This is a genomic window from Frisingicoccus sp., from assembly GCF_048388605.1.
Lineage (GTDB): Bacteria > Bacillota > Clostridia > Lachnospirales > Lachnospiraceae > Frisingicoccus.
This window is the reverse complement of record NZ_DBGCTU010000045.1, coordinates 45,903-68,233: the sequence shown is the minus strand read 5'-3', so window position 1 is coordinate 68,233 and position 22,331 is coordinate 45,903. Positions and strand designations below refer to the sequence as shown.

Annotated in this window: 8 protein-coding genes and 1 tRNA gene; 8 read left to right on the top strand and 1 reads right to left on the bottom strand. The window is 45.0% G+C overall.

The features are described from left to right. Window positions 1-167: 167 nt before the first annotated feature. The 3 genes from ACMN7X_RS12545 (at window position 168) to ACMN7X_RS12535 (ending at window position 14,008) form a co-directional block, all read left to right on the top strand. Window positions 168-238: transfer RNA gene (locus ACMN7X_RS12545), tRNA-Trp, on the top strand. Window positions 239-410: 172 nt separating this feature from the next. Further along, window positions 411-12,854, top strand: a complete 12,444-nt coding sequence (locus ACMN7X_RS12540) for a SpaA isopeptide-forming pilin-related protein (RefSeq protein ID WP_418747805.1) — start codon at window positions 411-413, stop codon at window positions 12,852-12,854. A 362-nt stretch (window positions 12,855-13,216) separates the two neighbouring features. Continuing rightward, entirely contained in the window at window positions 13,217-14,008 is a 792-nt protein-coding gene (locus ACMN7X_RS12535; RefSeq protein WP_418747804.1) for a GNAT family N-acetyltransferase, read from the top strand. 36 nt (window positions 14,009-14,044) lie between these two features. On the opposite strand, the gene ACMN7X_RS12530 is transcribed toward ACMN7X_RS12535, so the two are convergent. Then, on the bottom strand, window positions 14,045-15,043 hold the full coding sequence (locus ACMN7X_RS12530; protein ID WP_418747803.1) for an MBL fold metallo-hydrolase: 999 nt from the start codon (window positions 15,041-15,043) through the stop codon (window positions 14,045-14,047). Between the two features lie 100 nt (window positions 15,044-15,143). On the opposite strand from ACMN7X_RS12530, the gene ACMN7X_RS12525 reads away from it, so the two are divergent. The 5 genes from ACMN7X_RS12525 (at window position 15,144) to folD (ending at window position 22,330) form a co-directional block, all read left to right on the top strand. Then, window positions 15,144-15,851, top strand: coding sequence for a ClpP family protease (locus ACMN7X_RS12525; RefSeq protein WP_418747802.1), 708 nt, complete (start codon window positions 15,144-15,146; stop codon window positions 15,849-15,851). Window positions 15,852-16,024: 173 nt separating this feature from the next. Further along, a complete protein-coding gene (locus ACMN7X_RS12520) occupies window positions 16,025-16,906 on the top strand; it encodes an undecaprenyl-diphosphate phosphatase (RefSeq protein ID WP_418747801.1) in 882 nt (293 codons plus the stop codon). A 106-nt stretch (window positions 16,907-17,012) separates the two neighbouring features. After that, window positions 17,013-19,775 carry a DNA translocase FtsK 4TM domain-containing protein gene (locus ACMN7X_RS12515; protein WP_418747800.1) on the top strand — a complete coding sequence of 921 codons (2,763 nt, stop codon included), beginning with the start codon at window positions 17,013-17,015 and terminating at the stop codon, window positions 19,773-19,775. Window positions 19,776-19,793: 18 nt separating this feature from the next. Next, window positions 19,794-21,464 carry a formate--tetrahydrofolate ligase gene (locus ACMN7X_RS12510; RefSeq protein ID WP_418747799.1) on the top strand — a complete coding sequence of 557 codons (1,671 nt, stop codon included), beginning with the start codon at window positions 19,794-19,796 and terminating at the stop codon, window positions 21,462-21,464. Window positions 21,465-21,484: 20 nt separating this feature from the next. Continuing rightward, window positions 21,485-22,330, top strand: coding sequence for a bifunctional methylenetetrahydrofolate dehydrogenase/methenyltetrahydrofolate cyclohydrolase FolD (gene folD, locus ACMN7X_RS12505; protein ID WP_418747798.1), 846 nt, complete (start codon window positions 21,485-21,487; stop codon window positions 22,328-22,330). Window position 22,331: the final 1 nt, after the last annotated feature.

Genomic DNA, 22,331 nt, shown 5'->3' with positions numbered 1-22,331 from the left:
AGTGCAGCAATGCATGGAGCTGACTGTCACTAATCGGTCGAGGGCATGACCAGGAGGCTGGTCAAAGAGGAAAGAATGGGATGGGAAACATTTTCAGTGTGTAGTTTTGAAGGCATATGAAGCGAATACGAAGGTATCCGCTTTTTGTCATTTAAAGGAAAAAATAAAGGGGAATCATACAACGGCAGTATTGCGGTCTCCAAAACCGTTCATGGGGGTTCGAATCCCTCTTCCCCTGCTTTTTACATAAGGAGAATACTCAATTGAGAGTGTTCTCTTTTTTTTGCTTTCAATCGCCTTACCATATATATTGACATGTAAAACATATAGCGGTATGCTATAAATTATGTTAGATAAGTTAATATTATATTGGTTTTAAAGCGACATAGAGTAAAAGGAAGTGTAGGGTAATGAGAAAAAAGAAAGGAACCCGGATTTTAGCAATTATAATGGCTGCCGTTATGACATTGATGTCTGTTGATTTAAGCGCATTTGCGGTGAACTTAAATGACGAAGAAAATAATGCTCTATTATCATCCGCGTCTGAGACTACGGATCTGTACGAGGAGAGTTTATTGGAAACGACAGAAAGTGCGGAGGACGGAAACAGTGTGGAAACATCAGCGGCTTTAGATGGCGCAGAGGAAACATCCGCTGAAATTGAATTTGAATCAGAGAGCGGAAAGGAAATTGAAGAAGAAACGGAATCTATGGATGCGCTGATTGAAGAAGAAACGGAGTCTATGGATGCGCTTTTTACTGTCAGCTGGATGGATGAAAGTAATCTGGCTGAACGCAGACCGGAGGATATCAGGGAACTTGTCGATCTATATGCAGATGGCGTGGCGCAGGATATCTATCAATATACCTGTACACTTTTGAATGAAGACATGGATGGAAATGGCGAGGCTGACCCGGATTTGTCTTATGGCCTTGAGACTTATTATTATGTCATTTCAGGTTTGCCGGTATATGCGGACGGGGACAGGCAGACAAAAATTCATTATACCATAAAAGAAGATAGAGAGAAGATCAAAGGTTATACTGCTGTCAACCAGGCATTTCTGGATGAATTCAGCAGCATGATGGATGATAGGATTCTAACGCCGGACGATAGGATGACGCTGAACCCTTACGATGGGGCAGACAGAAAGACGGAAAGCCGTTTTGTCAATTATCTGCCGGCTTATTCTATGTCTGGAAGTATTCATTGGAATTCAGAAACTATGTCGGCTTCGGATGCGTTAAGTATCGAAGCTTATTTTGCAGAACATTTTATAGTTACTTGTCATGGAGAAAAATATACAAACTACACCGTTGATTGGCGTGAAGACGAAAATAACGTAAATATTTGGCATTATTCAGTTGACGGCCTTTTTACAACGGACAGAGAAGGGGAAAATGTTTTTTATGAGGTAAAGCCGGATGCGTTTGAGGGTATAGAGGTAAAGCCTGCATCCATGGCTGTGGATGAAAATACCGATAACGCGGTGTTTACATATCAGTTAAATCATATTGCATCTCCGCGTTACGCGGCGAAAGCGGAAGACAAACAGGATAGTAAGCCTGCTGAGTATCAATATAATGGTAAGGCTCAGGCAAAGGTTATCTGGTATGATACGACCACAAGTGCTGTTTTTGAGCACGGCGGCGATTTAACGCTCGTTATGACCTATACTTATAATAATGAGAAATATAGAATTGAGGACTTTGCATGGGATTCCGAAAAGGAATGTTATTATCATGTTTATACGACGGATGAGGCAGAACGTTTGGGAGTTCAAAAAGGCGGAAGGCTGGAAATCTCTAATACCGGTGAGAATTCTCTGAATCGTACGCTTACTGCGGATAAACTGACAACATCTGTTAAAACATATGATGAAAATGGTGGTTCAACGGAGATTGAGGTTAAAGATTGGGAGATTGAGGTTACCGGAGTAGGGGATAAGGTAAAACCCGGAAATATTGAGGGGGCCAGTGGTTATTCGGCATGTAAGGATGAGGATAATACATATATCATGTATCCTTTGATGGATATTTTGATCGATATGGATATACGTTCCGGGCTCGACCCGCTCACCGGAGATTGGCAGAGCAAATATCTTCAATATTTCGGATTATATTTTAATGACGGCTCGACCTTCGGCGGAACGGAAAATTATGATATTGACAAGCTGAGAGAATATTTCAAAAATAGCTATAATATCAATGAATTTGATATTACACGGTCGGCAGACGACAGCGGTAAAAATGTAAAAATCCATATTAAAGGGGTGCCATATTTTAATAAGGATAAAAAAGTTATAAATTATTGGATGCAGTCTCAAACGGATCTTATAGATGTCACTGAAGAGGGAACAGGAAGTTCGGATGAGATTACCATGACTGATGGATATCGTATAGAATATGATAACACAAATGTGCCAGGACATGGAACAGATTTGAGCGCGGCCTATGCGGGCGGCAAGATTATTTTGACGAGAACAGGGACTAAGCGGTATACAGCCTATAAATTCTGGCAGGATGAGTTCGATAAGATTGATACGGAAAATCGTCCGAAAGCGAGATGGACACTTTGGCGTTATTCAAGGAATAACAGTGGGAATTATCAGACCGCTGCAGGGATATTTTATGATGATGCCGGAAATCTTCTGGAGGTGCAGTATACAGGGTATGATAAGCATGGAAATGATATAACAAAGGATTTGCCGGAAAATTTGTCAGATTCAATGAATGTAAAAGATTGGCATACCCACGGTTATGCTGTGGAGCAGTTTGTTATTGAAAATCTTCCGGCTTATGACCCTGACGGATATCGATATATTTATTTTGCGCGGGAAGGAACCGTCAGTGACTCAGATTATCAGCGATTTTATGGGTCGCGTGCTGATGAGGGATATTTTTCCGGGGAAGATGTGCTGCCTGTAAGATATAAGTATAATTTTGGCACCGAAGAGAGAAGAGAGGATGATACATCGCTCTATAATGGTGGAGCTTTGTCAAACCGAAAGGAGAAATATATATCCGTTTCGGCCACCAAGACATGGAAGGCTGCTTATTATCAGGATGATTTATCAAATGTCGAAGTGGAATTGACTCTTGAGGCAAAACATAAGAATCCAAATCCGCAGAGTTATGGTGAATCGGATCATTATGAAAAGGATGACTGGTACAAGGTAAAGGATAATGAGGGTAAGGAAGTGAAGCTGCTGCTCAGCGGCTTTGATGCCTATCATTTATCGCGGACCGGCAGCGTGGATGTCAATGAATATTGTGAAAATGGTCATTTACTTGAATTCCGATGGGTGGAGACGAAGATTTATGAAACTGTCGAAGGCCAATCAGAGAAAAAAGAAATTGAACCTTACACAATTGGGAGAGAAACCCGATTTCGGCTGACGGTTAATGAGAACACGAAAAATGCGGAAAGCTATGAGCATGGCGATGAATATTTTATTTCGGAGACTTCGGGAGAAAAAATTGAGGATGGAAAGCCTTTTGTTATCACCAATACACTGAAAGGCCAGACAGAATATTTTGTGCGAAAACTGTGGCAGGAGTCAAGTGAACCGGGTCCGATTGTTGTAACTCTGGAACAGTATAATGCTTCCGGTGCAAGGGTACAGATGATAAAAAAAGAATTGGAAAAGGACACAGAAGTGTCCAAAACCAACCCGGATAAGGCCTATGGTGGAAATTATGAGAGCAAGGACAGCGGGTGGATTCATCTGTTTGAAGATCTGCCGAAATATGACGAGAATGGAAATTTCTATACCTATGTTGTCAAAGAGCAGGAGGATAACGGAAAATATATATCGGATTATGATTTCGGATTTGATGTGGATAATGATCAGGCAGTCGAAAAAAATTCGGTGCAGATTACAAACAGCGGGCCGGGAGTAGTACGATACATTGCTCTCCGCAAGATATGGCTGGATGACAGTGAAACGAAGGATCGCCGTGAGTGTGAATTTAGTGTTTATACGGAAGATGCCGTTCTTCTTTATGGAACAATTGGCGGAGCGGAAGGTTTTCTTAGTAAAGATTTTGTTGCGATATCGGATAATTCATCCTGGTGGCGGAAGGTGAACGTTACCCTGTTTAAAACAGAGGTTGAAGGAAAGACGATCCTTCTCCGAAGGGAAAATTCCGCTGACGGCGGCACTTCTTATATAGATATCGATGGGAATAGCTATCTGAATTGGAAAGAGATACCGGGATGGGAGAAATATGCAGATGAAAAAGAGTGGCAGGAGGCTAATTTATATGATGGCGGCTTCTGCATATATGAGTATTCTGCGGACAGTAATCCGGTTGACGCAGGAACTGTGTCTGCTTTAAATTATCCAACGGTGAAGAGTGGAGACAGCTGTTATGAGGTCCTTTATCATCATAAGAATATTGATGGAAACTTTGATGTATTGGAATGCACAAATGCGCCTGATGAAGAAGGCTATTACTCCGTTGTAAATCGTCGTACCGGAATATTGAACTATGAAGTGACGAAGAAATGGCAGGATGGAATGGCAACGCCGGAGGAGCGGGCAAAATGGCAGGCTGCTTTAACTATTTCCAGTGATGAATGGGAAGATCATGTCATAGATAATAGTGATGGAAAAGGATATGTCGAACTGCCGCTTCGGGATATGCGCGATGCAGGAGGTACATTAGATGCTGCATATGGCATTTTGAAGTATGAGAAAGATTTCCGGCAGCCGATTCAGGATGCTGATGGAAATCAGGTTTCAAAAAGTCAGAAATTAACCGGTGAAGCCGATGATGCCTCTATAGAAACGGTTGTCTTTAAAAATCTGCCAATGTATGATGCCCTCGGAAAAATTGTGCATTATTCGGTGAAAGAAGAGATAGATCAGGACAGCAATTATGTTGTATCCTATGACGATATCGAATATAAGGATAATACACCTGAAGAGTCGGATATATGGACAGCCTATGTAGGACAGACAATTACAAATACACGGCAGAAAACAGATACATATAACTGGTACTTATTATGGCTGGATGAATACCGCAAGGAAAACGAGCAGCGGCCGGATATCTATTTGAATTTGTATTATACCAGCTATGAGTACGATGAAAATGGAAAACTTCTGCTTGATGATAAGGGAGAACCAAAGTACATAATAGAAAGATATCCAGATTTTAAGGAGTATCTTTGGAATGAAAATGTTGCCGATGTAAAAGAATCCTCCTGGGAGGCCAGCTTTGAGCTTCCTAAGTATGATGAATACGGCACGGAGATACGGTACTTTGCAAATCAGACTACAGGGATTGGTTATAGCGCCCTGGATTATATTCGGGGACAGTATGCAAACGGATGGGTAAAGAAGCTGGAGGATTTTCAGAAGGCTGGTGTGAACACAAGCACTGTAGAGTATGATGAGACGGCAGGAAAGTATGTGACTGTACATGATGACGAAAATGCGATTGTTGGTTCTATTGTTTCTGGCGATGGGCAGAAAACTTATATGCTTGAAGCCGGAAATAGCTTTGTCAATCAGCTGAAAGAAGACATTACGATCCAGGGCAGAAAGATTTGGGAAAAAATTCCGGAGGGATTTCCGGTTGATGATCTTCCACCGTTGACATTCAGGCTTTATCGGCTGAAAATGAATGATAAAGGCGAGTATTTGCTGGCCGATGACAGTACAACAAAGGTGTATGATGAAAAGGGTATCTGCACCGTGAATGATAGTGGTACTGAATTAACAGTTATTTCAAAAGACGGTACTGAAATAAGCTATCAGGTGGAACTGGTATCGGCAATTGAAAACATGCTCAGCCCGGGAACGGAATATACATTTTCTATGGCGAGAGTCGGCTTTAATGATAAGTCCGGAGCATCCATTCCGGATGAAGAGAACCATTGGGAGGGTACGAAGGCTGAGGAATACGGCAGTCCCCTTTCAAAATATCATCCTTCGGGAAGTATGTATAAATATACGATCGTTGAAACCATTTCCGAAGAGGCGGATGCTTCGAAGGTGGAGGATGCCTATGAACAGCTTTCAGGAACAGTCAATGGATATAATATAAAGAATACTTTTGACACATTAAAGAATGTAAGTTCCATATCTCTGAAAAAAGCATGGACAGACAATTATGATAATTTTGAGATTGAAACATATCCGGAAACAACTTATAAATTGTACCGTTTTTATCAGTATAAAAACGAAGGAATAATTGGTGATAAGGGAAAGAATTATTCGGATGTGAAGCTGATTGAGGAGAAGACACTGAGTTCGACAGATGCAAAAGCCGGAAAAGGTGTGGATTTTGGTGAACAACTGGTTTATGCGCCGAATTTAACGCCGTATATCTATTTTATCGTTGAAACGCCGGTGGAAGGCTACGGGCCGGCTCAATTTAAACTGACTCCGGGGGAGACAGTGACAGCAGAGGCAGGCTTGACGGGATGGCCGTCAGCGGAAAACAATGCTTCGGCATATCCGGATATGTGTACGGATAATGGATGGGGGTCACAGGCCTTTAAACTCCTCGATGATAAGGAGGCTAAAGCGGATGTAACGGTTGAAATAGAGAATACCTATACCGGTATGCCAAGGGCGGAACTCTCCGGCAGTAAAGAGTGGATGGATTATGATAATGATTTTGAAACCCGGCCAACGGAATTAAAGCTGGTGCTTGGACGTTTCGGCTATGACGGCGGAGAGGAACGGCTTGGAGTATTTACCCTGTCAGTGATGCGCAATCCGGATGGTACAGAAACAAACCCACATATTTCCTTTGATCCGGAGGAAACAACGGATGGAACAACGGATTGGCCGAAAGGGAATAATGTGACCGGCGATATTACATCATCGATAGAACTTGAGGGAAATAAATGGAAATATACAGTCAGCGGGCTGGATGGCTATATGACCACCGGAGAGGCTTACCGCTATTTTCTGAAGGAAGACCCGGTGCCGGAACATTATATCTGTAATGCAGATAAGATTGAATCAAAGAGTGATGAATTGCAGGATGACCGGCGTGTTATCACCATGAAAGATCTGATAAATGACAGTTGGACAAAAATGACGGTGAAGAAAGACTGGAGTACACTGAATTCAGCGCTTATACTGCCGGATGTGCAGATTGAACTGCAGGTTTGGGCAGAAGATATCGATGGTACTGAAAAATGGCATTGGGCAAAAGAGTATTTCGAGAATAAAGAAAATGAAGATTTAAAGAACTATGGTTATGTTCAGACTTTAAATCACAGTAACGGTTGGCAACATACCTACGGCAATCTGCCGAAATATTATAGCAGCGGTGATGCCTATAAAGAGTTTAAATATCGGGCTGTTGAAATACAAATTGGGGATACAAAGGTTGAGTTCGGCGATGGCAGAGAAATGCGGCCGGATGCGGTATCAACCGAGATGTCCGGCAGTCAGACGGTGCCGTATGAGATGACGATCTCATCCCCGGACGGTATTACAAATGGTGATTTTACTGTTAAAAACAGTGTGGATTCTACCCAAATTACGGTGACAAAACAGTGGGTTAATGATCATCAGAATGTTTATGACACGAGAGGAGATGCGGATGACGATAATACAACAGAGTGGTCGATCGGCTATCATGTTTACCGTTCTTATCAGCCGCATGACGGAAGTGCGGTTGAGCCTGAGCAGGTGAAGAACGCAGACGGTTCCGAATATATTCTTTATATATCCGGCAGCAATACATCTGATTCAGGGAGCGCGATGGTCACAGGGCTTCCGGCAAAGGCTCCGAGCGGAGATGTTTATACCTATTCTGTTGTTGAACTTAATCCGAATGGAAGAGAAATAACGGATATCTCAGCGCAGAAATATAATGGAAGCTATGGGGTGAAAGAACAGTCAGAGCAGTCGCCGGATTCATCGGCATACACTGCAGCCTTTACAAACACTCTGCAGACGACAAAAATAGATGTCACAAAGGAGTGGGCTGATGATCTGCCGGAAATGAGAAATAAGGATGATTTTCGGGATGCGCTTGTTCTTTATCGTTATCCGGAAGGAGGTTTGCCGGAACAGGCTGAACAGGTAGATTATGAGGATATACTGGATATTCATGGTGAGAAAACAGATAATAAGTGGACATTTACTTTGGAAAATCTTCCCAAATATAATCCTTCAGGAATATTATATCATTATGAATTCAGAGAAGAACAGCTTCCGGGATATGAGCTTCCGGTATATGAAACACAGTGTAATGACGAACATTGCGGGGAACTCATGATTAATACCGGTATCCAGTTTGCAATGGACAAAGTATCCTCAGAGAATATAAACGAACATTTAAATAATGTCAGCCTTACATTTGAGGCGACCGTGAATGAGCGGAAGGTACGCCTTATTTGGAGCCGGGATGCCCAGGGAGCGGAAAGCTATGAAATAAGCTATTCCGGGAATGGCGCAGACTTTACAAAGTGGACTGAGGGGAAGGCGCGAACCGGTTCGGTTCAAATTATTGGTCTTCCGGCAGGCACCTACAATTTTGTCAGCGAGACTAAGATTCCAAACGGCTATATTCGGCCGACATTGACAAATGTTTCCTTTACAGTCAACAAAAATGGAATAATTACTGCGAAGGGCGACTGCCTGTCGGTCAGCGATGATCAATTAAAGCTTACGGTAAAGGATACTCCGGAAGAGATCATGCTTGAAAAGAAAGGCAAAGAGAGTGATGGGACGTTTGCAGAGCTGACATCGGGATATAGCTTTAAGGTGACCGGGGATTTCAGAAAGACGGATTCGGAAACTGAAAGCGGAACAAGATATATTGGCGCAGTTCCTGACGGGGAAACACTTTTGGATAAAGGCATGCTTCTTGTATCTGTGAATGCGGCTGTGCCGGAACATATTTATCAGCTGGAAGAAGTGACAGCGCCTGCAGGCTACAAACGGTCAAAAGCGATAGTTACATTTTGGCTGGATGTCAGCGGTAATGTCCATATTCAGGCGGTTGCTGCAGACGGTGTGCCGGTTGCAAATACACAATGGTCGGATTATGCTTCAACGGAAGGTCATACAATCGTCTTTTTGGATGAACCTTTGGAGCTGGGACTGGTTAAAAATGGTACGGATGGTGTAAAAAATTCTGGCGGCGCAGAGTTTCTGTTGGAACAGTACCTGGCGGACGGAGGAGATGATCCATGGACAGAGGTGGAGCGGGTGACAACGAAAGCCGGTCAGATATTGAAGTTCAATTCTGCGAAGCTTAATGTTGGCGGTGTTTACCGGCTGACGGAAATAAAGGCTCCGAATGGATACATTCTCCCATCTGCTGTGGATTCTGACGGAAATGTTACGGCCTACACAGGGACATATATTTTTAAACTGAATGATAATGGGGAGGCTGTGCGTGGAAGTATTGAAAACAATGTATTTAAGCCGGACGACCAAAATCCTGGCGCCGAATCAACGCTTACAGTGACAGATGCACCGATTCAGGTATCGATTCATAAAACAGACGCGAAGGATGGCAGAGAACTTTCAGGCGTTGCGTTTGAACTGTATCAGGTAATCTATGGAGAAAAAAATGGGGGTACAGCAGACGTTGAGACACCGGTGGACGGTATCGGAGTGATCACAACCGATGACACAGGAAAGGCAATGATTCCGGCCGGTAAGCTTATAGCCGGTCAAACCTATCGTCTTTATGAAAAAAATTATACCGGTTATGTGGATGAGTCTGATGGAAAGGAACTGGTTTATGAATTCAAAATCTGTCCGGACGGTACGGCTATAGAGGCCGGGGAATGTCCATTGGGAGAGGTTTCGGAGACAGATAAAACAGTCATAGAGTTGAAAAATAACGAACTTCAGGGCAGGCTGACAGTAACGAAGGTGGATACAGCAGATTTGACGAAGGTGCTTGAAGGCGCGGAATTTATTCTTTACAAATCGGCGTTGGATGAAAACGGCATTTTGACAAAGGGGGAAAAAGTTCAGGGACCGGCAGCAACCGATCGTAATGGAACGGTTTTATTTGATAATCTGGCCTGGGGAACTTATGTGCTCGAGGAGACAAAAGCGCCGGATGGCTATGAAAGGGCGTCGGAGTTGAACGAGGTGACCATAGGGCGGAGCGGAACCGATATTGAACTTACACTGGGTGTGACGGTTAAAAATAAGGAGAATGAGATTTCCTTCCAGAAATATGCCGAAGGCGGTTCCGATGCTTTGAGCGGCGCAATATTTGAATTGACAGGCCGGATGGTGACAAATGATGTTACCGGACAGGATGCGGCTTTTGAGGCGCAATCCATTGATGGAGGAATTCGTTGGACATCCGTGGCAAACAAGCCTTTCATACTGAAAGGGCGTTTGATCGCAGGAATAACTTACGAATTGAGGGAAGTCAAAGCACCGGCAGGTTATAAACTGAATCCGGAGACATATACCTTTACAATGAAGGAAGATGGAACTATTGCGTGGGAAGGCAATACACCGGCAGATGCAGCATTGGAGAATGATAATAAAGCGATATCGGTTTATGACCGTCCGATCACTATTTCTTTAGAGAAGCAGGACAATACCGGGAATCTGTTGGACGGTGCGGAATTTTCACTGAAGGTTTTAGACGCAGATAATAATTGGAGAAGAGTTGTGGCTGAAAACCTGGTAACGGATCCGAAAGGAGAAATCAAACTGCAGGCAGAGGACGGAACTTCTCTGATAACCTCCGGTTCACAATATATGCTGACGGAAGAAAAGGCACCGGAAGGCTATATTACCCGGATACCGGCATTGAGTGTACAGTTTACGGCCGATGTTGATGGAACAGTGATCTTGCCGCAATCTCATGATGCGGACATTTCCCTTAACGACAGCAGGGACAGGATCATTGTAAAAAATATGGAGACAGCCATCTTTATTCAGAAGCTGGACAGTGAGACGGATGCGCCGATTCCGGGGGCAGAACTGGCGATTTATAAAAAGTCAGATTTTGTCGTGGATGATGATGGCGTGCCGATAAAACCGAATAGCGGAGCAGTGCCGGAGGCAGAATGTATCAGTGCCCGGGAGGCTATAAATCTGGAAGGGCTTGCGGAAGAAGAGAATTATATTCTCTGTGAAACAAAGGCTCCATCCGGCTATGATTCCTTTGCACCTTTCGAGTTCAGACTGGCAAAGGGTAATGTAGTCAGCCTTACGGGTAGTGACAGAAGTGACGCGCAGGTCCAGAGAACGGATGACCGGGGATATTATACCATTTTCATAGAAGACAGGCGAATCCGCGGACATGTGGAGCTGACGAAGTTTGTTGACAGCGATGGCGACGGCAAAGGTGATGAAGCGTTGAAGGGCGTTGAGTTTGCCCTGTACAGAGTCGGCTTTGATGAACCGATTGCAGAAAATCTGACAGTTGATGCGGATGGTAAATGGTGTTCTAAAAATAATATTGAGGATACATTTGTTGACCTTGATGGAGAGAAAAAGAACTTTGCGGATGGTCTCACGACAGGAGAATATTATTTCCTTGAGACAAAAGCGACGGCGGCGACAGCGCTGAATACGGAAAAGCACAGTTTTATCATCGGGGATTCGGATACGGGTGCCCATGGAAAGACAGCAGAGGTTACTGTGCTCAATGAAAGTTATGCGGCGGCAGTGGCATTGAAGAAGCTGGATGAAGAGAATGGTGAAGGAATTCGCGGAGTTTCCTTTGAGCTAAGCGGCATCCCTGAAGGCGGGACAGAAGCCGACCGGGTGACTCTGGAGGGAACAACGGACAGTAACGGCTGTCTGACCTTTGAGGGACTTGTGAAGGGCAACTATCGGCTGACGGAGATCAGTGCCGACGGATATGACATTGCTCAGGTTGGAAATAAGGAACATTTACCGTTTATTGGAGAATTTGTTTTGGGCGAAAATGAAAATGGCCGCAGGATTCAAATAAACCGTGGAGCAGCCGCGGAGAATGCGGAAACGAAGGTGACCGTTGTCCAGGGAACTCTGTCGGAAAAGGGTATCACCAATCCAAGGCTTTATGGAAGCGTCGTTCTATATAAGGCAGATGGGGAAAATGTCAGCAAGGCCCTCAGCAATGTGGAATTTACGCTGTATCAGCAAAATGAATCCACGGGGCTGTGGGAAACAGTCCGCTCCTTCCTGACAGGAAAATCCTATTCAGCGGTGGATAATTGGGCAGGTACGACTTTGGACGTCGAAGGAAAACTGATCATTCATGATCTGGACTGGGGAACTTATAAGCTTGTGGAGACGAAATCTGCTGACGGATATTCGATAACAGATAAGGAAACAGGCAGGGCTTTGGAAACGGCGGAGTTTACCTTTGACAGAGAAAGCAGTAAGCTGATCGAACTGAGTACGGATGGCGAAAGTTTCTCCAATTATCGTACAGCCCTGCGGATTAAGAAGAAGGCTGAGGACGGAGTTGTTCTGAGCGGGGCTCAGTTTGTGCTGAAGGGCAGTTTTGTTAATGAGGACGGGGCTGTGAAGGCAGGCACATTAAATCTTACAACAGATAGTCAGGGCCTGATTGAACTGAAAGGAGTGCTGGCAGCCGGTCAGACATATCTGTTGGAGGAAACATCGGCTCCGAACGGTTATGAAAGGCTGAATGAGGCGCTGGAATTCATGGTGGAGACAGATGGCAGAGTGACAGTTATAAAGAAAGCAGCAGGATATGAGCTGACAAAATCGGAATATTTTGATAATCAGCTTGAGGTGACGAATAAAAAACAGAAGCCGATCAACAATGCGGTACAAACCGGCGATACTACGCCTGTCGCCCGGCTTCTCGCACTGATGCTCGCTGCTCTCCTTGTTCTCATTCTGTTATTCCGCCGAAAAAGTGTGAAAACAGTATAAATAAAAACTTTGAAAAATACCCCTGCCGGAAGACAGTTCCTGTTTTTTCGCAGGGGTATATCTCTGCGGGCGCGGCTTTACATTCGGCTGTTAAGGTGTTATAATAATCGTATTTTCAACCAAATTTATATGAAAGGGGCGAGTTTTTTGGCAGGTAAATTTTATACCAGGCTTTGGTTTATTCTATGCATGTGTGTATTAATGCCGCCCTTTGGAATTTTTCTGACTTTATTTTTTAAGAACCCGGCAACACCAAAGCGGCGTACACTTTTGGTGGTTTTGACACTCATTCATTGGGCGGTCTGGCTCTATATTGCATATTTTAGTCCGATGAAAATTGTCTGATCGGGGAGGAAACTTTTGTGGAGCAGCGGCAGATTGGAGAAATTGAAGAGATTTTAATAAATGCCTTTCCGGCTGTGGAACGGGAAATTTATGACGGGTGGATTTTAAATTTTTCCGGCGGTTATACATATCGGGCCAACTGTATCTATCCCTTTTATCATTCAACCTATGATCTGGAGGAAAAGGTCATCTACTGTGAAAACCAGTATCGGGAATTGCTGTTGCCGGCAGTTTATAAGATGACGGAGGCTGTTCCGAAAGCTTTGGATGAACTTTTGGAAGCAAGGGGTTATGAGAATGTCAAATATGTTGATGTACTTCATTGTGATTTGAAGGGATGGACGGCTCCGGAAATGAAATGTCAGGGAAATGATTATGAGATGATCGTGATGAGCCGGATAGATGATGAATGGCTGGATGGAGTCAATCAATTGATAGATATTCCCTACCCTTCGATGGAAAAGATTCAGAAAAAGATTTTCCGGCGTATCCGTCTGCCGATAATATGTGTGAAAATTCGTTATCAGGGAAAAGTGATCGGAACCGGGCTGGGCGTGTTGGAACGACATTACATCGGTTTATATGCCATTCATGTTCATAGAGATTACAGGCGTCAGGGACTGGCAATGAAAATATGCAGCCGGATTATTGAGAAAGGAAAGAAGATGGGCGCAACCCAGGCTCATCTGCAGGTGAGACAGGGAAATACAGGGGCTTTTCTCATGTATGAAAAACTCGGACTGCAAAAAATCTATACCCAGTGGTTTCGAATGAAATCCTGGCCCGAATCGAAAAGAATATTTGATTAAATAAAAACAGGGGCAGCCTTTCGCAGGCTGCCTGATTTAATTTGTCATCTGATTTGCTGTATAGTAAATGATCTCTTTTTCATCATGACGGGTGATCAGTCCCCGTTTCATCAGATAATCCAGGTGGGAGATCGTTTCTCCGATGGCAAACCATTTTTGCTGAATCGGAAATTCATCCCAGTTTTTGCCGCGCATGGACCAGGTCATCCGGGCGCCGATCTGGCAGGCATTAAGTCCCGGCTCTTCGCGGACAATGGAGAGGGTTTGATGGATACGCCGTGCATGGTGTTCCTCGATCTGGCGGATGCGTTCATAAACGTCCATATCATTTTTTCTGTGGGCCGGAAGGGCAAGGCGGATATCCAGCGCCTTGATTTTTTTCAGGCTTTCAAGGTAATTTCCCAGAGAATCCTCCACACCGCGCCACATGGTGATATTCGGCGTAATATCAAATAAAATATGGTCCCCGCAGAATAAAATCTTTTCTTTTTCCATATAGAGGCAGGTATGTCCAGGCGTGTGCCCCGGTGTCCAGAGACAGCGGAATGTATAATCTCCGATCTGAAACGTGTCCCCGTCGGATACGGTGTCGGCGTCAAAAAGATATTCGGGAGCGTAGGCGCGGGCCGGATTTACTGTTCGCTGTAACTCAATCAAATCTCTGGAAAGCCCTTCACGGTAAAATTTCTCTTCCATCCATGGCCAGAAATTTTCATCATGCTGTGTCTTTAAATAATTATAGTCCACATCGCTGATGACAATGCGGGTTTTGGCTGTGGCGATATGATTGGTCAGACCGGTATGATCCGAATGAAGGTGAGTCAAAAAAAGAGTTGAGCGATCCATGTCAATTTCAAGCTCTTTTAATCCTTCGGTTAAAGCCGCCAGACATTCGGGCTGGTTAAAGCCGGTATCAATCACCAGATTCTCTTTGGGCGTTTTAATAATGTAGCAATTTAAATTTTTCAGCGGATTATTTGGAAGAACAACCGGCACTGTATATATATCCGGATTTTCATGGATTTGTCTGAACATGTGATACCTCCTGTAAAATAGATGATTCTATCATAGCATGATTTCTAATGTGATGGAAGCGCAGAGATAATGTATTTTTTATTCTTTTTCGATAAATACTATGGCAGAAGGCGATAAAAGCAGGAGGGTGAAAAATATGAATCAGGAAAAGGATGAAAATCTCAATGAAAACGGACAGATGATTCTGGAGGAAAATAAGGAGAAAAAGAAAATTCTCTTACTCTCGATCATTGGAGAGATCGAGGGCCATGAGGCGGCGCCGAATCAAAACAAAGCGACAAAATATGATCATGTACTGCCGAGACTGGCGGCCTTTGAAGATGACGATGGGTTGGAGGGGCTGCTTGTCCTGTTGAATACTCAGGGGGGCGATGTGGATGCCGGCCTGGCCATTGCCGAGATGATCGCTTCCTTAAGTAAACCGACAGTATCCCTTGTTCTCGGGGGCTCTCATTCCATTGGCGTGCCTTTGGCTGTATCGACGGATTATTCATTTATTGTAGAATCGGGGACGCTGTTGATTCATCCGGTACGGATGGGCGGAATGGTGATCGGGGCGCCTCAGAGCTATGCCTATTTTAAACGGGTCCAGGATCGGATCACCGGTTTTATTGCGGAGCACAGCCGGACAACTCAGGAAAAATTGGAAGAGATGATGATGGATAACACCGAATTGACAAAGGATTTGGGAACGATCCTCGTGGGAAAAGAGGCGGTGGACGCCGGGCTGATCAATGAAGTCGGAGGTATATCGCAGGCCCTTTTTCACTTAAAATCCATGATAAAATCCGGAAAACAAAATTCATAAAAATCCGGGAAGCAGCGGTTTAGAAAGAAGGCGGCTGCCGGAAACTAAAGGGGATGGAGTCGGATGGGCTCGGATCCCCTTTTAAAATAATGAAAAATAACTATCGTTTTGACAAAGACATTAATATGTAGTATGATAAAAACAATTGAGTGAAAATGACGGAGGAAAAATTTATGAGCCTTTTGCAAGCGATATTAATGGGGTTGATTCAGGGAATTACTGAATTTTTACCCGTCAGCAGTTCGGGACATTTAGCTATATTTCAATACATATTTAAAGTAAATACGGATACGGGGATGCTTTTCGAAGTGATGCTCCATTTGGGGACATTAGTGGCGGTATGTATTGTTTTCTGGAAAGATATTGCCAGATTATTCATTGAAGGTATTCATTTGCTGGCGGATGCCTGTGTCAATTTAAAAACATGGATAATGAACCGTTCTCGCCGGGGTGACGGCAAATATCGCCGGATCGTAACGAATGCCTATCGTAAGTTTGTTCTCCTGATTCTTGTGACAACAGTTCCGACAGGAATTATAGGGATCGTTTTAAACAATGTGGTGGCTTCTGCTTCAAATTCTCTGCTGATTCCGGGAATTTGCCTGATCATCAATGCGATCGTCCTCTTAATCGTGGGCTCGCTGCCGGGCGGCAAGAAAAAAGTGAAAAAAACTTCCTATAAAGATGCGGGCATTATCGGTGTGGCCCAGGGAATTGCGGTACTGCCCGGAATTTCCCGGTCCGGCTCTACCATTTCCGCATGCCTGGCTCTTGGATTTGACAGAAGTTTTGCAGTAAAATATTCGTTTATCGCGTCTTTGCCTGCGATTCTCGGGGCAAATCTTCTTGAATTGCGGCATCTGGGAGAAGCTGTCTCCGGCGGCGACAATATTTTATATTATGTCATCGGTATGATTGTGGCCGGTGTTGTCGGATATATCTGTATTCGTGTGATGATGTATGTGGTAAGCAATAAGAAATTCAGTTATTTTGCCTATTATTGTGCCGCTGTCGGTCTGATTTCTTTGGTTTTCCATTTTTTCATTATTAAATAACCGGTATGAAAAGCGGTAAAGTGCTATTGCGAAATGTCCTATAAGATATTTCGCTTTCGTACTCTATTCAGGTATTTTTTAAATTTGGATTTAGGAGGAATTTTGAATGGCTGGAAGACAGCAGAAGACAACTGGAAAAACAAAAAAAGCGTCGGCAGGGCGTAAAACGACAGCAAAAGGGAGAAAAACGTCCGGGAATAAGCCGGAACTGACATTGGAGGAAAAGCAGCAGCAGGCTGGGATCCGGGATGAGGTTGTTGTGCTTGTTATTCTTGCAGTAAGTATTTTATTGGTCCTCAGCAATTTTAATCTGTGCGGCAAGCTGGGGCAGATGATTTCCGGAGTTACCTTTGGATTGTTTGGCTATATGGCCTATCTGTTTCCGCTGGTAATCTTTTTTGGAATTTCATTTTTCATCGCAAACCGCTCCAACCGTATCGCTAAAATAAAATTGATTTCTTCGATTTTTTGCTATATATTTCTGACGGTTTTTGTACATATGGTAACTGAGCCTTATAATGCCGGCGCAAAGCTGATGGAAGCTTATAAAAACAGTTCGGCGGGAAGAAACGGCGGCGGATTGATCGGCGGAGCGGCGGTAAAGCTCCTTCATCCATTGCTTGGAACGGTGGGCTGTTACGTGGTGATCATTGTATTGATCCTGATCACGGTTGTTTTAATGACTCAGAAGTCCATTTTTATTCCGTTGGGGAAAAAGGGACGCAAAGCCTACTCAAAGGCTTCAGAGCGGCATAAAGAGCAGAGGGAGATTCGCAAAAAAGAGAGAGAAGCCCGGAAGGAAGCTGAGAAAGAGGAAAGAGGCACCGGCGGAAATCGAAATATTACCTTTGATGAAGTCAAAGAGGAATTTGAGAAGAAGGACTTTAATTTTGATTTAAGCGCGGCTTCGGAAGTCACGGCAAAACCCGTTTCCAAAAAACCAAAGGCAGATAAAAAGCCGGATAAGAAGGGTAAAGCTGTGAAACCATCGGTAGAAGAGATTACGGAGGAGATTATTCTGCCGTGGCAGGGCGAGGACCGAATTCAGGTCAGCCATATGGAACCGATAGAACCGGTAACACCGGCGTCAGCAGAAAAGAAAAATTCCTTTATTGTGCCGGAGGGTGATCTGCGGCCAATCGATATTGATATCGATGATGATTTCGGCGTGATGGAAGAGCCGGAGGCAAAGAATAGTGATCTTGGGGAACCGGCAGATGGAAATACTGTCATGCAGAAAACAGCGGCCGGAGCCGGAATGCAGAAACCGGTTTCCGAAATAAAGACGGCTCCGTCCCCAACGGCTGTGGCCAAGGCGGCAGCCAAAGCGGAGACGGCGAAAGCCTCCGCGCCGAGTGAGGCGGAAAAGCAGGCGACGGCCGAGGATATCGAGACTGCTCTGGAGCAGAAGCCGGAATACGTATTTCCTCCATTATCCCTGCTTGTACATGGGGAGAGAAATAATGGCGGCAATACGGATGAACAGCTCCGGCAGACTGCGGCGAAGCTGAAATCGACGCTGGATAGTTTCGGCGTGAAGGTGCAGATCACGAATGTGAGCTGCGGACCGAGCGTCACACGTTATGAGCTTCAGCCGGAGCAGGGAGTTAAGGTCAGCAAGATCGTGAGTCTCTCGGATGATATTAAATTAAATCTGGCTGTGGCCGATATACGAATTGAAGCTCCGATCCCGGGGAAGGCGGCCATCGGCATCGAGGTTCCGAATAAAGAAAATACAGCGGTTATGTTGAGAGATCTGCTGGAGAGCAGGGAATTCCAGAACAGTAAGTCGGGAATCGCCTTTGCGGCAGGCCGGGATATCGGCGGCAAGGTGATTGTTGCGGATATTGCCAAGATGCCCCATCTGCTCATTGCCGGGGCTACCGGTTCGGGAAAATCCGTATGTATTAATACATTGATCATGAGTATTATCTATAAAGCAAAACCGGAGGATGTCCGTCTGATCATGGTGGACCCGAAGGTGGTTGAATTGAGTGTTTATAACGGTATTCCGCACTTGCTGATCCCGGTTGTCACTGATCCGAAGAAGGCGGCGGGAGCCCTGAACTGGGCTGTCATGGAGATGACGGATCGTTATAAGAAATTCGCGGAACTGAATGTCCGGGATCTGAAGGGATATAATGAAAAAGTATCCCAGGCTGAATTTGCCAGCCCGGATTATCCGAAATTGCCGCAGATCGTTATTATTGTGGACGAGCTTGCGGACTTGATGATGGTTGCTCCGGGAGAAGTGGAGGATGCCATCTGCCGTCTGGCACAGCTGGCGAGGGCCTGTGGTATTCACCTTGTTATTGCCACACAGCGGCCTTCAGTCAATGTTATAACCGGTCTGATCAAGGCGAACATTCCTTCGAGAATTGCCTTTTCCGTATCCTCCAGTGTGGATTCAAGAACCATTATTGACATGGGCGGGGCGGAAAAACTTCTCGGAAAAGGGGATATGCTCTTTTATCCTTCGGGATATCAGAAACCACTGCGTGTGCAGGGCGCCTTTGTTTCAGATAAAGAAGTCAATGATGTGGTGGCTTTTCTTCGGGAAAGTCAGAATGATCAGGTAAACTACAATGAAGAGATCACCTCAAAGATCACCAGCGCCGGTCCGGCGGACGGGCCCGGAAATAATGAGAGGGATGTCTATTTTGTGGATGCCGGGAAGTTTATCATTGAAAAGGATAAAGCATCTATAGGGATGCTCCAGCGCGTATTTAAAATTGGGTTTAACCGGGCGGCGCGGATTATGGACCAGCTTTACGAAGCCGGTGTGGTTGGGCCTGAGGAGGGCACAAAGCCGAGAAAGGTTTTGATGTCTCCAGAAGAATTTGAAAACTATGTTGAAGAGTCTTTATAGGCGGGAGGAAGAAAAATTATGAAGACAGATATTCAGATTGCACAGGAAACAAAAATGGAACTGATTAAAAATGTAGCGGCCAGACTGGACATCCAGGAGGACGATCTGGAATTTTACGGCAAATATAAAGCCAAATTTTCCGATGAACTTTGGGAAAAGATTAAAGATAACCCGGATGGAAAACTGGTGCTTGTTACCGCGGTCAATCCGACACCGGCCGGAGAGGGAAAGACAACCATCAGTGTCGGCCTCGGCGAAGCTATGGGCGTTTTAAATAAAAAAGCCGTACTTGCTCTCCGTGAGCCGTCCCTCGGACCTTGCTTCGGTATTAAAGGCGGTGCCGCCGGCGGCGGATATGCCCAGTTGATCCCGATGGAAGAGCTGAACCTTCATTTTACCGGTGATTTTCATGCAATCACATCCGCAAACAACCTGTTGGCGGCGATGCTGGATAACCATATTCATCAGGGCAATGCGCTTCGGATCGATCCAAATCAGATCGTATGGAAACGCTGTGTGGATATGAATGACCGTGCCCTTCGGAATATTGTCGTGGGTCTTGGCGCAAAGGCTGACGGCGTTGTCCGCGAGGATCATTTTGTTATTTCTGTTGCTTCTGAGATCATGGCAATCCTCTGCCTTGCCAATGACTTAAATGACTTAAAAGAAATGCTCGGACGCATTATCGTTGCTTATAATTACGATGGCGAACCGGTGACAGCAAAGGATCTGAAAGCGGTAGGATCCATGGCGGCCCTTTTGAAGGATGCCATTAAACCGAATATGATCCAGACATTGGAACATACACCTGCCATCGTTCACGGCGGCCCGTTTGCCAATATTGCCCATGGCTGCAATAGTGTCCGCGCCACAAAGATGGCTTTAAAACTGGCGGATATTGTGATCACAGAGGCTGGTTTCGGCGCAGATTTGGGTGCTGAGAAGTTCTTTGATATCAAATGCCGTAAGGCAGGGCTGACACCGTCCGCGGTTGTTCTCGTATCGACAGTGAAGGCAATGAAATATAACGGCGGAGTGGCAAAGAAGGATCTGGCCGAAAAGAATATGGACGCTTTGAAAAAGGGAATTGTCAATCTGGAAAAACATATTGAAAATCTTCAGAAATATGGCGTTCCGATTGTCGTTACCCTGAATAAATATATCACCGATTCCGAGGAAGAACTGGCATACATCCGGGATTTCTGCGAATCCAGAGGCTGTGAGTTTGCTTTATCCGAAGTATGGGAGCATGGCGGCCAGGGCGGCGTTGAACTGGCGAATAAAGTGCTGAATATTCTGGAAAATAAAGAAAGTAACTTTAAGGTGCTTTATCCGGATGAGTATACATTAAAACAAAAAATTGAAACAATATCCAAAGAAATTTATGGCGCTGACGGTGTTACCTATACGGCCGCGGCGGAGAAAGCGCTGGCGCGTATTGAAGCTATGGGTATGGGGAACCTTCCGGTCTGCATGGCAAAGAATCAGTATTCTCTGTCGGATGATCCGAAGAAACTTGGACGTCCAACCGGATTTACAGTAAATATCCGGGAGGTTTATGTCAGCGCCGGAGCAGGCTTTGTTGTGGCCATTACAGGCACGATCATGACAATGCCGGGACTTCCGAAGGTGCCTGCGGCAGAGGCCATTGATGTGGATGATAACGGAAATATTGTCGGATTATTCTAATTTGGGAGGAAAAACAGATAATGACACAGATAATTGACGGAAAGAAGATTTCTGCTGAAATTAAGGATGAATTAAAAGAAAAAGTAGCTGCATTAAAGGCCGAAGGCAAAGAGATCACACTGGCCGTGATCCAGGTGGGCAATGACCCGGCATCGACGGTTTATGTCGGAAATAAAAAGAAATCCTGTGCCTATATCGGCATCCGTTCGCTGGCCTATGAGCTGCCGGAGGATACCACGGAGGAAGAGCTGCTTTCACTGGTAGAACAGCTCAATCAGAGCAGGGATGTCCATGGAATTCTTGTTCAGCTTCCGCTGCCGAAGCAGATCAATGAGGATAAGATCATTAAGGCCATTGCTCCGGCCAAGGATGTGGACGGCTTTCATCCCCAGAGTGTCGGCGCTTTGAGTATTGGCCAGCCGGGATTTGTGTCCTGCACGCCGGCCGGGATCATCCAGCTTTTAAAGCGCAGCGGTATTGAGATTGACGGCAAAGAATGTGTCATTGTCGGACGGAGCAATATTGTTGGAAAACCGATGGCGCTGCTCCTTCTGAGAGAAAACGGCACGGTGACTGTCTGCCATTCCCATACGAAGAATTTAAAGGATGTCTGCAAGCGGGCGGATATTCTTGTGGCGGCTATCGGCAAACCGAAATTCTTTGATCATGAATATGTTAAAGAGGGTGCGGTTGTCATCGATGTGGGAATTCACCGCAATGAAAATAATAAGCTGTGCGGCGATGTGGATTATGAGGATGTATTTCCGCATGTTTCCGCGATCACACCTGTTCCCGGCGGCGTTGGCCCGATGACAATTGCGATGCTGATGTACAATTGTGTGCAGGCAGCTGAAATGGAGATTTAGG

Coding starts and splice junctions, on each gene's coding strand:
- ACMN7X_RS12540 (WP_418747805.1), top strand. CDS start 411: ATGAGAAAAAAGAAAGGAACCCGGATTTTAGCAATTATAATGGCTGCC.
- ACMN7X_RS12530 (WP_418747803.1), bottom strand. CDS start 15,043: ATGTTCAGACAAATCCATGAAAATCCGGATATATATACAGTGCCGGTT.
- ACMN7X_RS12525 (WP_418747802.1), top strand. CDS start 15,144: ATGGCAGAAGGCGATAAAAGCAGGAGGGTGAAAAATATGAATCAGGAA.
- ACMN7X_RS12520 (WP_418747801.1), top strand. CDS start 16,025: ATGAGCCTTTTGCAAGCGATATTAATGGGGTTGATTCAGGGAATTACT.
- ACMN7X_RS12515 (WP_418747800.1), top strand. CDS start 17,013: ATGGCTGGAAGACAGCAGAAGACAACTGGAAAAACAAAAAAAGCGTCG.
- ACMN7X_RS12510 (WP_418747799.1), top strand. CDS start 19,794: ATGAAGACAGATATTCAGATTGCACAGGAAACAAAAATGGAACTGATT.
- folD (WP_418747798.1), top strand. CDS start 21,485: ATGACACAGATAATTGACGGAAAGAAGATTTCTGCTGAAATTAAGGAT.